This window comes from Paraburkholderia sp. BL9I2N2, assembly GCF_004339745.1.
In the GTDB taxonomy this organism is placed as follows: domain Bacteria; phylum Pseudomonadota; class Gammaproteobacteria; order Burkholderiales; family Burkholderiaceae; genus Paraburkholderia.
Genome location: NZ_SMGP01000004.1, coordinates 617,549 through 630,996, shown reverse-complemented (window position 1 = coordinate 630,996; position 13,448 = coordinate 617,549). Strand labels below are relative to the sequence as shown.

Sequence of the window (13,448 nt, the reverse complement as noted above, 5' to 3'; positions counted from 1 at the left end):
TCAGCTCCCCAGAAAATCGTTGAGCAGACGATTCACTTCGGAGGCCGCCTCCATCTGCACCATATGCCCGTTGCCGTCGAGCACATGAACGCGGATGTCGCCTGGCAGACCCTGCGCATGCCCGGCCGGGATGATTTGATCACCGGCGCCCCAGATCACCAGACTGCGCGGCGCGAGTTCCGCCAGCCGGTCCCGATAGCTCACGCGTTGCACGTTGCCGTCGAAGGCCGACGCCGCGATCTTGCGCAGCGCCTCGGGCACGCCTTCGAGACGCTTGTACTTGACGATGTCCTCCACCAGTTGACGCGTCACGAGACTCGGGTCGGCGAAGAGTTTCGCCAACTGCGGCTTGAGCGCATTGCGATTGCTGCCTTCAGTGAAGCCCTGGATGTAGTCGCCGTTGATCTCCTTGCCCAGACCCGCGCCCGAGATCAACGCCAGCGACGCTACCCGCCCCGGCGCTTGCGCCGCCACGGTCATCGCGATCAGTGCGCCCATGGAGTGTCCGATCAGATGCACTTTGTCGATCCCGCGATCGTCCATGAAGGCGATCACGCTGTCCGCGAGTTCGTCGGCACTCCCGGTGTCGAGCGTCTTGCCCGATTCGCCGTGACCCGGCAGATCCAGAGCCCACACGGCGCGATGCGCGGCAAGGTCGGCGTGATTGAACAACCAGTTGTTCAGATCGCCACCGAAGCCGTGAATCAGCAGCGCGGGCGTGCCGCCTTCGCCGAGTTTCAGATAGCGCACGGTGCGCCCACCGATCTGCGCCTTCTCCGGTTGCGGCCCACTGTCGCCATCCGCCGACGTGGCCGGCACGAAGTCGCGCTGGAACGCTTCGACCTCGGCGTCGATCTGCGAGTCCGGCGTCTCCGCGTCCGCCACCACTGCCAGCAATGCGCCGATCGGCAGCGTGTCGCCTTCCTGGGCGATCTGCCGGCGCAGGATGCCCTCGAACGCACACTCGACGCCTGACGAGATCTTGTCCGTTTCCACGTCGAGAATCTCGTCGCCCTTCACTACCTTGTCGCCGATGGCCTTGAGCCACCCGTTGACCTGCCCCTGCTCCATCGACAAGCCCCATTTGGGCATCGTGATCATATGGATCGGCATCGTTCAAGCCCTCACTTTCATCACAGCCTCGGCGATCTGTGCGGCCGACGGGATATACATGTCTTCGAGCACGCCGGCAAACGGCGCGGGCGTATGCGGCGCGGTCACCATCTCGATCGGCGCCTCGAGCGAGTGGAACGCGCGCTGCGCGATCAGCGCGGAAATGTCGGTGGCGATCGAGCAGCGCGGATTCGCTTCGTCGACCACGACCACGCGCCCGGTGCGGTTCGCGCTCTCGAGGATCGTTTCCTCGTCGAGCGGCGAAGTCGTCCGCAAGTCGATCACCTCGACCTGGATGCCGTCCTTGGCGAGTTTTTCGGCGGCTTCGGTGGCGTAATGCACCATGCGTCCGTAGGTGATGATGGTGGCGTCGTCGCCGTCGCGCACCACGTTCGCCTCGCCGAACGGAATCGCGTACGACTCTTCGGGCACATCGCCCTCGCGGCTATAGAGCAATTTGTGCTCGCAGAAAATCACCGGATCGTTGTCGCGGATCGCCTGGATCAGCAGTCCCTTGGCGTCGTATGGCGTCGACGGGCAGACCACTTTCAGTCCGGGGATGTGCGTGAACAACGAAGTCAGCATCTGCGAATGCTGGGCCGCCGCGCGCAAGCCCGCACCCTGCATCGCGCGAATCACGACCGGCGTGACCGCCTTGCCGCCGAACATGTAGCGGAACTTGGCGGCCTGGTTGAAGATCTGGTCGAAACACACGCCCATGAAATCGATGAACATCAGCTCCGCGACCGGCCGCATGCCGCAGGCCGCCGCGCCGACTGCCGCGCCGATATAGCCGCCTTCGGAGAGCGGCGTGTCCAGCACGCGTCCTGGATACTTGTGAAACAGTCCCTTCGTAACACCGAGAACGCCGCCCCACGCGTCCTGTTCACCGGGCGATCCCGCGCCGCCCGCGTTGTCCTCGCCCATCACGATGACGGTTTCATCGCGGGCCATTTCCTGACTCAGTGCTTCGTTGATTGCCTGAGAGAATGTGATCTTGCGTGCCATGTCTGTCTCCAATCGTTTAGGTATGCAACGCGTGCGTTACGGATAGGACACGTAGACGTCGCTCAGCAGGTCTTCAGCAGTCGGCAACGGCGCAGCCTTGGCCTCCGTCACCGCACTCTCGATCAAACTCTTCACCTCGGCATCCACACCACGCAACTGATCCGCGCTCAGCATTTCGGCACGCACCACGCGCTCTTCGAAACGCTTCAGGCAATCCTTCTCGTCGCGCAGTTTCTGCACTTCGCCGGGCGCGCGATAGGTTTGCGCGTCGCCTTCGAAGTGGCCGAAATAGCGCGAGAACTTCACTTCGACGAGCGTCGGACCGCCGCCTTTGCGCGCCCGTTCGATCGCTTCGCCGAGCGCTTCATGCACGGCGAAGAAGTCGAACCCGTCCACGATCACGCCCGGCATGCCGAAGCCGCTCGCGCGATCCGCGATGTTGTCGGTCGCCACCGACCACGTCGAAGATGTCGCCTCTGCGTAGCCGTTGTTCTCCGCCACGAAAATCGCCGGCAGCCGCCATACCGAGGCCAGGTTCAACGATTCGAAAATCACGCCCTGATTCGACGCGCCGTCGCCGAAGAAGCACACGCCGACGCCGCCCGACTTCTTGTACTTCGCCGCCAGCGCCGCGCCGCAAATCAATGGGCCGCCCGCGCCGACGATGCCGTTCGCACCTAACATCCCTTTCGACAGGTCGGCGATGTGCATCGAACCGCCCTTGCCGTGGCACACGCCGGTCTTGCGTCCGTAGATCTCGGCCATCATGCCGCGCACATCCACGCCCTTGGCGATGCAATGACCATGGCCGCGGTGCGTGGTCGCCACATAGTCGGCGTCGTTCAGATGCAGCATCGTGCCGACGGCCGACGCTTCCTCGCCCGCGTACAGATGCACGAAGCCGGGAATTTCGCCGGTCGCGAATTCCACGTGCAGACGCTCCTCGAACTCGCGGATCGTGCGCATCATGCGATACGCCTTCAATAGATCTTCCTTGCTCAATTCAGTTGAAACCGACATGGTGTGTCTCCTTGGAATGAATGCACTGCCTGCCCACTACCTACTTTTGATGCGCAACCACGTTCGCCACTTCCCGCACCAGTTGACGCGACGCCGCGAAACGCAGCGTGCGTTCGACGTCGACGGTCAGCGGCCCTTCCCAATCCAGCGCGATCTCATAGCGGTCGCCGCGCTCCAGTTCGATTTCGCGCTCGCCGTCGAAGGCGAGCGTGCCGTGCTCGGTTTCCAGCGTCCTCCACACGCCGACTTCGAAGCGTTCGCACGTGCGCATCAGCACGCGCTCGACCCGGCCCGGCGCAATGGGCGCCACTAGCGGCACGCCGGATTCGCCCGGTGCTGCAAAGCGCAGATGCAAACCGTGCGACGCGGTGCGCTCCACGGGCGCCCACGCTCCGCCGATCGACGAAAGGCCGATGCCGTCGGGCGCGGCGAACGTGAGAAAGAGTTCTTCGATATCGGCCGGATCGGAGACGGCCCGCGCGCCGACGAAGCGCTGGCGGCTCACGCAGACATCGACCAGCGCGATCTCCTCGCGGCCGCGATTCGGCCCGGCCGTGCAGCGCACCACGAGCCGCTTGTTACGCATCAGCGCCACATCCGGCGGCACCGCGCCCGACGCGACGAGCGCGCCGGCGAGGCCGGCCACGGTGGCTTCGCGCAAATCCGGAAAGGCGTTGTTGGTGCCGGTGGACAAAGTCAGCAGCGGCACTCTTGCGCAATGCGCGGCGACGGCGCGGTGCGTGCCGTCGCCGCCGAGCACGGCGATCAACTCGACGCCCGCCCGCAGCATCGCGGCGACCCCCGCGTGGGTATCGGCGACGCTGTCGGTGATCGGCTGTTCGATGAACTCGACTTCCGGCCAGCGCTGTTGCGCGGCGACGGCGTCGTGCGTGTCGAGCGCGCGCAGCAGCAGCGCCGCCACGCCGGTCCGGTCGCGCAGACACAGCACGCGCGTTACGCCGAGCATGCCGAGCCCGGCCAGCAAGCGCACCACCATGTTGGCTTTTTCGGAGGTCGGAAACACCGACGCATAGGAAGTGAGACGGCGAATGTCGCGACCCGACGCAGGGTTCGCGATCACGCCGACGGTGATGGGCGATGGCACTGTGCATGTCTCCTGTGTCGCCGTCGTCAAACGATGGCGCTTTGTCATGCGTAGGACACTGCAAAGGGTGTGCCAATCTGCTGAGAAATCACATCGCCGCGCGAAAGTGCCCTGTTTAAAGGGCTTTTCGCATCGAGATGCAAATCTGGATGGTGAGCCGGCACCACGCGACGCAGCGTTCCAGGCGTCTCACGCCCGGCGCGTGCAACGTTCGCAGCGTGGCCGAGCAATACGAAGACGCGTCGCAAACCCTTTACCCGTCTCGATCTGCGCGACAAGGCCAACCGTCTCACCTGAGACTGAGACAATCGTCTCACGCGTCTCGCGTGCTGCATTGCAATGTGATTCATCAAGCGGGATGTGATACAAGAACACCCTGATCTCACTGTGTGTCGCTCGCCTGGAGCCGACCATGCCTTACGTCTCGCAGACCCAGCACATCGACCGCGTGCGTGGCGCCATTGAAGGGCGCCTGCCCGCGCCCGCCGATTCTCCACGGCTCGTCTCGTCGTGGCAGCGTTCGTTCGAACAGTACCGGCTCGATCCGGGCGCCGTGATCGGACCGCGCGTGCTGACGTCGGCGGAATTGCGCGAAGTGCAAGGCAAGGAAGAAGCCTTTCTGCGTGCATCGGGCCAATGCCTGACACGTCTGCACGACATGATTCGCGTCGCCGACTATTGCGTGATGCTCACCGACGCGCACGGCGTCACCATCGACTACCGGATCGATCGCGAACGCCGCAGCGATTTCAAGCATGCGGGCCTGTATATCGGTTCGTGCTGGTCCGAGCGCGAAGAAGGCACGTGCGGCGTGGCGAACGTGCTGACCGATCTCGCGCCGATCATCGTGCACAAGACCGATCATTTCCGCGCGGCGTTCACGACCCTCACCTGCAGCGCGGCGCCGATCTTCGCGCCGACCGGCGAGATGATCGGCGTGCTCGATGCCTCCGCCGTGCAGTCGCCGGATAACCGCGACAGTCAGCGGCTCGTGTTTCAACTGGTGCGGCAAAGCGCCGGCCTGATCGAAGACGGTTACTTCCTCAATCAAACGACCCAGCACTGGATTCTGTTCGGCCATTCGAGCCGCAACTTTGTCGAGGCGCAGCCCGAAGTACTGATCGCCTTCGACGAATGCGGCAATCTCGTTGCCGCCAATCGCAAGGCGCGCGAGTGCATTCCGGCGCTGAACGGCCCGCGTCACATCGACGACGTATTCGACACGTCGGGCTCGCACCTGCACGACGTCGCGCGCACGGATGCGATTGTCGGCTTGCGCCTGCGCGCGACCGGGACGACGTTGTATGCGCGTATTCGCGCGCCGCTCAGACGTATGTCGCGCTCGGCGTCCACGATGCACGATGGCGCCGCAAGATCGGCGCAAACCGCGTCGCAAAACGATCTGCAACTCGGTGCGCTCGGACGTTTTCTACACAGCGCGGATCCGCAGATCGCGCATAACGCGGCCGTTGCTTTGCGCGTGATGGGCAAACGTCTGCCAATTCTGATTCTCGGCGAGACCGGCGTCGGCAAGGAAGTGTTCGCGCGCGCGGTGCATGATTCGGGCGCACGGCGCGCGAGGCCGTTTATCGCAGTGAATTGCGGCGCGATTCCGGAATCGCTGATCGAAAGCGAATTGTTCGGCTATGCGCCCGGCGCCTTCACCGGCGCACGCAGCCGCGGCGCACGCGGCAAGATTGCACAGGCGCATACAGGTACGCTGTTTCTCGATGAAATCGGCGACATGCCGCTCGATCTGCAAACGCGGCTGCTGCGCGTGCTGGCCGAAGGCGAAGTGACGCCGCTCGGCGGCGATGCGCCCGTGCGCGTGGATATCGACGTGATTTGCGCCACGCACCGCGATCTCGCGCAGATGGTCGCGGCCGGCACGTTCCGCGAAGACCTCTATTACCGGTTGAGCGGCGCGTCTTTACCGATGCCGCCGCTGCGCGAGCGCGCGGATATCCGCGACGTGATCGACGCGGTCTTCGACGAAGAAGCCCAAATGGCCGGCCACGTGCTCACGCTCGACCCACACCTTGCCGAGCGCCTGGCGGGGTTCGCATGGCCGGGCAACATTCGCCAGTTGCGCAATGTGCTGCGCTACGCGTGCGCGATCTGTGACGGCGCACGGGTGGAATTGCGCCATGTCGCGCCGGATATAGCGGCGTTGCTCGCGCCTGAAGCCGCGCACAAACCGGCGCTATTGCGGATTGACCCACATGACGGCCGGCAACGGGACGCGCGGCAGGACCCGCGTGAAGAGCGCGCACGCATTATCGATGCGCTCACACGCCATCAATGGCGGCCGAACGCGGCGGCGCAAGCGCTCGGCATGTCGCGCGCCACCTTGTATCGACGCATTGCGTCGCTGGGTATCGTCGCGCCGCATCGACGCTGAAGCGCCGGCTGTCAGCGTGATCCGTAAGCGTCGACGCGTGGTCGACGTCTTCACTACGTGATCTCGTAACCCACCACGAACGCAGGCATGGGATGTCGCCTCATAGGCTGGCGACGCAAGCACTACGCATTGCGAAGGATCCCGAGCGGTTCGCACACCCGTTCAAATGAATGGCGATTTTTTGATTGACAAGACCTGTGGCAAAACGGCACACTCGATCTCATGTTGACGCACATCTCTATCGCAAATGCGATTACACACCCGAAGCGAGCCATCATCGGCTGGCCATTGGGAGTGCGTGCGCGTTAGCAGTCTGAATCTGCGTAACATATCCCCAAGGCCCCGCCGGTAACGGAAGGGGCCTTTTGTTTTGTGGGCACCTCCGTCAGCCGGCTTGATGACGGAGAACGAGATGGATCAGGCAAGCCCGCAGTGCATGGATGATGAATCGAGTCTGGTGGCGTATCGGCACGACGACCGTCTGCCGAAGCTGGTGCTGCATTTTTCAGTCATGCCAGGCGCGACGCTGACCTGGCGTGTCGAAGCCGATGGCACGCTCGCCGTGCAAGGCGCGCGCCTCTGGCTCACACGCGTCAGTTCACCTTACGATCATTGGCTCGATCCGGGCCACACATTCCAGCTGCAACGCGGCGAGCGTGTGTGGCTCAGTACGGATGGCGAATGCGCCGCGCGCGTGTCGTTGAGCTACGCGCTGCCGGCGCGAGGCGGCCTGCTCAGACGCTGGCTGGGACGGCTCGCGTGGTTGAGTCTGGGGCCGCCAGCGCCGCGTTAGCCGCGCGCGTGAAGGCGAGCTGTGTTCGTGGCAAAAAAACAAAACACCCCTTAAAACAAGGGGTGTTTTTGTGGCTGCCGATTGCCCGACGTTATTTCGGCGTCACCTGCACGGCCGCCGCCGACACGAATACCGCGTGGATCGTATCGCCGACCTTGACGTCCTTCAGATCGACGTCGGGACCGGCTTCGAGCGTTTGCGTCTGATACGCGCCGCGCAGCGTGACCAGACGCTTCTTGCGGTCGATCTTCTGCACGGTGGCGAGCACTTCGATCTGGCGCGCCGATTCGAAGCCGCCCGAGGCCGGGGCGTACACCTGCGTGTCGACACGCGCGCGAATGCCCTTGTCCTTGCCGGTGACCTTCTCGGCCTTCACAAGGAGCGCATTCTTGTAGAGCACGTCCACCTGGTCACCCACCGTCAGCTTGTCGAATCCCTCCACCTGCTGGCCCACGAGCACGACCACCACGTTGCCGCCCTGCCCCTTGAGCGTGAGCGTGCGGGTGCCCGGATCGATACCGACGATCTGCGCCTTCATATGCACCGGCTCCACCGCGCCGACGATGCCTTGCGCGGCACTGGCCATGGCATCTTGCGCCCATGCCGGCTGGGCTGCGGCAGACGCCGCGACCATCAACGCTGCTCCAATCGTCGCTGCCTTCATTTGCATGCTCCTTGAGAGTTTGTTCGATCCAGCGTAACGGCGAGCTGAAACCGCGGAATGCGGACTCTTAACGCCATGAGTGCCTGTGCATCTTCAGGATGGTAGTTTTCAAAAGGTACGACGCAAACGATTTTACATGCCTGACAACAACCCGCAATTGATTGAATTGTGATTTTCAAATGAATGCGCGCGGCCATTAAAGCGCCGCGGCATGGCGTCACAGCGGCATCCTGTCAGCCGGACAAGCAAGGATATTCTCACGCCCATTCAGAATGAACGGCGCGTTTTAAATGCAGACAGCATTAAATGCATACTGTGTGGCGGCCGAATCGGCAGTCGATGTTTTCCGGTATTCCGTTGTAATCAAAAGCGTCTTTAGACCGAATTAGACACGCATTCGATATGCTCGCCGCACAAAAAGAAACAGCCTCGTCGCATGAGCGACGAGGCTGTTTCTGTTCATCCAGCTTCAACCGTAGCGCGGACCAAGCCGCTAAACCATCACACCCGCTCGATCGCGATCGCAATGCCCTGGCCGACGCCGATACACATCGTGCACAGCGCAAACCGGCCTTGCGTGCGATGCAGTTGATACATCGCGGTGGTCACCAGACGCGCGCCGCTCATGCCGAGCGGGTGGCCCAGCGCGATCGCGCCGCCGTTCGGATTGACGCGGGCGTCGTCGTCGGCCACGCCGAGTGCGCGCAGCACCGCGAGACCTTGCGACGCGAACGCTTCGTTCAGTTCGATCACGTCGAATTGATCGATGGTCATGTTCAGACGGGCCAGCAGTTTTTGCGTGGCGGGCGCCGGGCCGATGCCCATCACGCGCGGCGCGACGCCGGCGGTGGCGATACCCAGCACGCGGGCGCGCGGCGTGAGACCGAAGCGCTTCGCCGTTTCTTCATTCGCGAGCAACAGTGCCGCCGCGCCGTCGTTCACGCCCGACGCGTTGCCTGCCGTAACGGTGCCGTCCGGACGCACCACGCCCTTGAGCTTGGCGAGCGTTTCGAGGCTGGTCTCACGCGGATGCTCGTCTTGCAGCACCGTGATCGGATCGCCCTTCTTCTGCGCGATCGTCACGCCGACGATTTCCTGTGCGAGCGTGCCGTCGCGTTGCGCGCGCGCCGCTTTCAGCTGGCTGCGCACGGCAAAAGCGTCCTGATCGGCGCGGCTGATGTTGTAGTCGGTCGCAACGTTCTCGCCCGTTTCCGGCATCGAATCGACGCCGTACATTTTCTTCATCAGCGGGTTCACGAAACGCCAGCCGATGGTCGTGTCGTAGATGTCCGCCTGACGCGAAAACGCGGTGGGCGCCTTGCCCATCACGAACGGCGCGCGGCTCATGCTTTCCACGCCGCCGGCCACCATCAATGCGGCCTCGCCCGATTTGATGGCGCGCGCCGCAATGCCGACCGCGTCCATGCCCGAACCGCACAGGCGGTTCACCGTCGAGCCCGGCACGCCTTGCGGCAAACCGGCCAGCAACAGCGACATGCGCGCGACATTGCGGTTGTCCTCGCCGGCCTGATTCGCGCAGCCGTAGATCACGTCGTCGATTGCGTTCCAGTCGACGTCCTTGTTGCGCTCCATCAGCGCCTTGAGCGGCACGGCGCCCAGATCGTCGGCGCGCACCGACGACAGCGAACCCGCATAGCGGCCGATGGGGGTGCGAATCGCGTCGCACAGGAATGCTTCGGTCATGTGATGTCTCCAGTTGATGTGCTGCATGCGCTGCGCCGCGGCCGGATTGCCGGCGTGGCGCGCACCGGACGCACCGGCAAGCGCGACGGGAAGCGGCTGCAAGGCAGCCGTCGCATCGATTCAGCTTAGCGCAGGACGATGAACGATGGGCTCGAGAATTCCGCAATTTGTTCTTGATACGAACATACGGTCATATATCGAACAACTAGACACGATAATAGGCGTGTGGCCGAAACCATGTCAAGCGCGGCCAGGCCCGCACCAGGGAATACGTGCAGGCCGCGGCCGTTCTTGCCAAGGATCAGACGAATGACGCGCCCGTGCCCGCTGCCCTGTTTTCAAGGCGCCGGCACGGGGCTGGAGACTGCGTGGGGGTGTTTCTAGCGGAGCTGGATGTGCTCGTCCTCGATATAGCTGCGGATCACGTCGGCAAAATTGCGCTCGCCGCTCAACCCCAGCCCTTCGGCGCGCGACGTATCCCACCGTCCCGGCCAGCTACCCACGATCTTTTCGACGCGCGCATCCGGTTCCCACACGATCCGCCCGGCAACCGCGTCGCCCGCCACCTCGCGCAGCGCGGCGACCATTTCGTCGACGCTTACCGAAATACCCGGCAAGTTCAGCACACGCTGGTTACCGAGCGCGGCGGAATCGAGTTCGAGTCCGGCGATCAGACTCTCGATCGCCTTGCGCGGCGACAGCAGCCACAGCCGCGTCGAGCCCGCGACCGGGCACACCGCCGGTTCGCCGTTCAACGGCTCGCGAATGATGCCGCTCGCGAACGACGACGCCGCCGCATTCGGCTTGCCCGGCCGCACGCTGATGGTGGGCAGGCGCAACACGCGGCCGTCGACGAAACCGCGCCGTGCGTAATCGTTCAGCAGCAACTCGGCGATCGCCTTCTGCGCGCCATACGAGGACTGCGGATTCAACGCGGTATCGTTCTGCACGACCGCGGGCAGCTCGCCGCCATAGACCGCCACGGAACTCGTGAAGAGTACGCGCGGCCGGTGGCCACGCTGCCGGCAGGTTTCCAGCAGCAGCCGCGACGCATCCAGATTGATACGCATGCCGAGATCGAAATCCGCTTCGGCCTGGCCGCTCACGATCGCGGCCAGATGGAAGATCGCCGAAGTCCTGTCGTCGATCACGCGCTCGATCACGCTGCGCTCGGCGATGTCGCCCACTTCCGTGCGTACGCGGCTGTCGCCGAAATCGTTGGCTTGCACCACGTCGAGCAACACCAGTTCGGTGATCGCTTGCGGCGTACCTTGCGTGTCCTTCAGGGAGCCGCGCGCGAGCAGTTCACGCGCGAGACGCTGGCCGAGAAAACCCACGCCGCCGGTAATCAGTACTTTCATGATGAGTTTCGTCCTTGTTAGCGGGTCGCGTTCAGATACGGTTTGAACCAGCCGAGGCCGGCCGAAGTACCCGCGCGCGGCCGGTATTCGCAGCCGATGTAGCCGTCGTAGCCGAGCGAGTCGATCAGCTCGAGCAGATACGGGTAGTTCAGCTCGCCCGTATCGGGTTCATGCCGTTCAGGCACACCCGCGATCTGAATGTGGCCGATGCCGGCCATATCGCGTTTGAGTTTCACTGCGAGATCGCCTTCGACGATCTGGCAGTGGTAGCAGTCGAACTGCACTTTCAGATTCGGCGCGCCGACTTCCGCGCAGATCGCTTGCGCCTCGTCCTGACGGGTCAGAAAGAAGCCTGGCATGTCGCGCGTATTGATCGGCTCGATCACGACCGTGATGCCTTCGGCTTGCGCGGCCTTGGCGGCATACGCGAGATTGCTCAGATACACCTCGCGATGTTTCGCGCGCGGCTGATCCGCGCCAATCAGGCCAGCCATCACATGCAGCTTGCGATTGCCGATCACGCGCGCGTAGTCGAGCGCGGTCTGGACGCCGCGCCGGAATTCGTCTTCGCGGCCCGGCAGCGAGGCAATGCCGCGCTCGCCACCGGCCCAGTCGCCGGGCGGCGCATTAAAGAGTGCTTGTGTGAGACCGCTCGCGTCCAGGCGCGCCTTGATCTCGTCGGCGCGGAAATCGTAGGGGAACAGAAACTCGACCGCTTCGAAACCGTCTTGCGCCGCGGCGGCGAAACGGTCGAGGAAAGCGTGCTCGTTGTACATCATCGAGAGGTTGGCGGCGAAGCGAGGCATGGCGGCGACTCCTTGAAAACGGTTTGATGCGGCGCGCGGCAGCGACCCATGCCGCGCGTAAAGTCGATTTATCGGTTGACCAGTTTGGCCGGCGTGAGCCACGTGGCGATCGCGCCGATCACCAGCATGCCGGCCAGCACGTACATACCGGTCTGCGTGCTATGCGTGAGGTCCTTCAGATAGCCGATCATGTACGGGCTCGCGAAACCCGCGAGATTGCCGATCGAATTGATGATCGCGATGCCGGCCGCGGCGGTCGCGCCCGACATGAACGCGGTGGGCAGCGACCAGAAGAGCGGCGCGCAGGTCAGCACGCCGGCGGCGGCGAGCGAGAGAAACGCGATCGACACCACCGTGTTATCCGCAAACGACGCCGCCACCGTGAAGCCGACCGCGCCGAACAACGCCGGCACGATCAGATGCCAGCGGCGCTCACGGCGCTTGTCGGCGCTGTGCCCCATCAGATTCATCACGACGATCGCGCACAGAAACGGAATCGCGCTCAGCAGGCCGATATTGAACGCGCCCGTCACACCCGTCGATTTGACGAGCGTCGGCATCCAGAACGTCAGGCCGTATTGCCCGGTGACGAACGCGAAATAGATCAGCGACATCCACCACGTGCGCGGATCGCGGAACACCGCGCCGAGCGAATGCTTCTGGGTTTGCTCCTTCGGCTGCGCGGCGGCGATTTCATCGGTGAGCAGGCGCTTTTCGCGTTCGCTCAGCCACTTCGCGGCGGAGATGCCGTTGTCGAGATACAGGATCGTAGCGATGCCGATCACGATGGCGGGGATCGCTTCGATCAGGAACATCCATTGCCAGCCCGCGAAACCCGAGCTGTTGTGGAACGTCTGCATGATCCAGCCGGACAGCGGATTGCCGAAGATGCCCGACACCGGAATCGCCGACATGAACACCGCGATGATCTTCGCGCGCCGATGCGACGGGAACCAGTAGGTCAGGTACAGGATCACGCCGGGATAGAACCCGGCTTCGGCGAGGCCAAGAAAGAAGCGCAAGATGTAGAACTGCATCGGCGTCTTCACGAACACGAACACTGCCGAGAGCAAGCCCCACGTGATCATGATCCGTGCGATCCAGATCCGCGCGCCGAGCTTGTGCATCAGAATGTTGCTCGGCAACTCGAACAGGAAATAGCCGATGAAGAACACACCGGCACCGAGGCCGAACACCGTTTCGCTGAACGCCAGGTCCTGCGACATCTGCAGTTTCGCGAAACCGACATTCACGCGGTCCAGATAGGCGACCACATAGCACAGCATCAGAAACGGCACGATGCGCCAGAACACTTTCTTATACGTGCGCTCGACTTCGGCGGCGCCGGGTTGTCCGGCGGCGTCGGCTGCAATCGGTTGGCTGGGTGTGGCCTGATACGAACTCATGCATTGTCTCCTTGATGAATGGCCCGATGCGGCGCAACGAGCGCAGCCGGGCTTTGTTATGTCGGTT

Annotated in this window: 12 protein-coding genes; 3 read left to right on the top strand and 9 right to left on the bottom strand. The window is 63.5% G+C overall.

Going from position 1 to position 13,448, the window contains the following annotated elements:
- From B0G74_RS39260 to B0G74_RS39245, 4 genes are read right to left on the bottom strand one after another with little or no spacing between them, the layout of a single operon-like run.
- Nucleotides 1-1,113, bottom strand: a complete 1,113-nt coding sequence (locus B0G74_RS39260) for an acetoin dehydrogenase dihydrolipoyllysine-residue acetyltransferase subunit (RefSeq protein WP_132382397.1) — start codon at nt 1,111-1,113, stop codon at nt 1-3.
- A gap of 3 nt (nt 1,114-1,116) precedes the next feature.
- Nucleotides 1,117-2,121 (bottom strand): alpha-ketoacid dehydrogenase subunit beta, encoded by a 1,005-nt coding sequence (locus B0G74_RS39255; protein ID WP_132382395.1) that lies wholly within the window; start codon nt 2,119-2,121, stop codon nt 1,117-1,119.
- Nucleotides 2,122-2,157: 36 nt separating this feature from the next.
- Nucleotides 2,158-3,141: a thiamine pyrophosphate-dependent dehydrogenase E1 component subunit alpha gene (locus tag B0G74_RS39250; RefSeq protein ID WP_132382393.1), complete on the bottom strand. Its 984-nt coding sequence runs from the start codon at nt 3,139-3,141 to the stop codon at nt 2,158-2,160.
- Between the two features lie 40 nt (nt 3,142-3,181).
- Nucleotides 3,182-4,246, bottom strand: a complete 1,065-nt coding sequence (locus B0G74_RS39245) for an NAD(+)/NADH kinase (RefSeq protein ID WP_132382391.1) — start codon at nt 4,244-4,246, stop codon at nt 3,182-3,184.
- 412 nt (nt 4,247-4,658) lie between these two features.
- Between B0G74_RS39245 and B0G74_RS39240 the strand changes: the two genes are divergently transcribed.
- Both B0G74_RS39240 and B0G74_RS39235 read left to right on the top strand, forming a co-directional pair.
- On the top strand, nt 4,659-6,647 hold the full coding sequence (locus B0G74_RS39240) for a sigma-54-dependent Fis family transcriptional regulator (protein WP_132382389.1): 1,989 nt from the start codon (nt 4,659-4,661) through the stop codon (nt 6,645-6,647).
- 412 nt (nt 6,648-7,059) lie between these two features.
- Nucleotides 7,060-7,440, top strand: coding sequence for a DUF2917 domain-containing protein (locus B0G74_RS39235; protein ID WP_132382387.1), 381 nt, complete (start codon nt 7,060-7,062; stop codon nt 7,438-7,440).
- 91 nt (nt 7,441-7,531) lie between these two features.
- Here B0G74_RS39235 and B0G74_RS39230 read toward each other — a convergent pair whose 3' ends face one another.
- Together B0G74_RS39230 and pcaF are read right to left on the bottom strand one after the other, a co-directional pair.
- Nucleotides 7,532-8,104, bottom strand: a complete 573-nt coding sequence (locus tag B0G74_RS39230) for a hypothetical protein (protein WP_132382385.1) — start codon at nt 8,102-8,104, stop codon at nt 7,532-7,534.
- Between the two features lie 501 nt (nt 8,105-8,605).
- Entirely contained in the window at nt 8,606-9,808 is a 1,203-nt protein-coding gene (gene pcaF, locus B0G74_RS39225) for a 3-oxoadipyl-CoA thiolase (RefSeq protein ID WP_132382383.1), read from the bottom strand.
- A gap of 3 nt (nt 9,809-9,811) precedes the next feature.
- Between pcaF and B0G74_RS47595 the strand changes: the two genes are divergently transcribed.
- Nucleotides 9,812-9,937, top strand: coding sequence for a hypothetical protein (locus B0G74_RS47595; RefSeq protein ID WP_279388644.1), 126 nt, complete (start codon nt 9,812-9,814; stop codon nt 9,935-9,937).
- A gap of 251 nt (nt 9,938-10,188) precedes the next feature.
- Here the strand turns inward: B0G74_RS47595 and denD are convergent, their stop codons facing one another.
- The 3 genes from denD to B0G74_RS39210 all read right to left on the bottom strand — a co-directional run bounded on the left by denD (nt 10,189) and on the right by B0G74_RS39210 (nt 13,381).
- Nucleotides 10,189-11,169, bottom strand: coding sequence for a D-erythronate dehydrogenase (denD, locus tag B0G74_RS39220; RefSeq protein ID WP_132382381.1), 981 nt, complete (start codon nt 11,167-11,169; stop codon nt 10,189-10,191).
- A 17-nt stretch (nt 11,170-11,186) separates the two neighbouring features.
- Complete coding sequence (gene otnI, locus B0G74_RS39215; RefSeq protein ID WP_132382379.1) at nt 11,187-11,975, bottom strand: 2-oxo-tetronate isomerase; 789 nt, start codon at nt 11,973-11,975, stop codon at nt 11,187-11,189.
- A 68-nt stretch (nt 11,976-12,043) separates the two neighbouring features.
- A complete protein-coding gene (locus B0G74_RS39210; protein ID WP_165924022.1) occupies nt 12,044-13,381 on the bottom strand; it encodes an MFS transporter in 1,338 nt (445 codons plus the stop codon).
- Nucleotides 13,382-13,448: the final 67 nt, after the last annotated feature.

Coding starts and splice junctions, on each gene's coding strand:
- B0G74_RS39260 (WP_132382397.1), bottom strand. CDS start 1,113: ATGCCGATCCATATGATCACGATGCCCAAATGGGGCTTGTCGATGGAG.
- B0G74_RS39255 (WP_132382395.1), bottom strand. CDS start 2,121: ATGGCACGCAAGATCACATTCTCTCAGGCAATCAACGAAGCACTGAGT.
- B0G74_RS39250 (WP_132382393.1), bottom strand. CDS start 3,141: ATGTCGGTTTCAACTGAATTGAGCAAGGAAGATCTATTGAAGGCGTAT.
- B0G74_RS39240 (WP_132382389.1), top strand. CDS start 4,659: ATGCCTTACGTCTCGCAGACCCAGCACATCGACCGCGTGCGTGGCGCC.
- B0G74_RS39235 (WP_132382387.1), top strand. CDS start 7,060: ATGGATCAGGCAAGCCCGCAGTGCATGGATGATGAATCGAGTCTGGTG.
- B0G74_RS39230 (WP_132382385.1), bottom strand. CDS start 8,104: ATGAAGGCAGCGACGATTGGAGCAGCGTTGATGGTCGCGGCGTCTGCC.
- pcaF (WP_132382383.1), bottom strand. CDS start 9,808: ATGACCGAAGCATTCCTGTGCGACGCGATTCGCACCCCCATCGGCCGC.
- B0G74_RS47595 (WP_279388644.1), top strand. CDS start 9,812: ATGTCTCCAGTTGATGTGCTGCATGCGCTGCGCCGCGGCCGGATTGCC.
- denD (WP_132382381.1), bottom strand. CDS start 11,169: ATGAAAGTACTGATTACCGGCGGCGTGGGTTTTCTCGGCCAGCGTCTC.
- otnI (WP_132382379.1), bottom strand. CDS start 11,975: ATGCCTCGCTTCGCCGCCAACCTCTCGATGATGTACAACGAGCACGCT.
- B0G74_RS39210 (WP_165924022.1), bottom strand. CDS start 13,381: ATGAGTTCGTATCAGGCCACACCCAGCCAACCGATTGCAGCCGACGCC.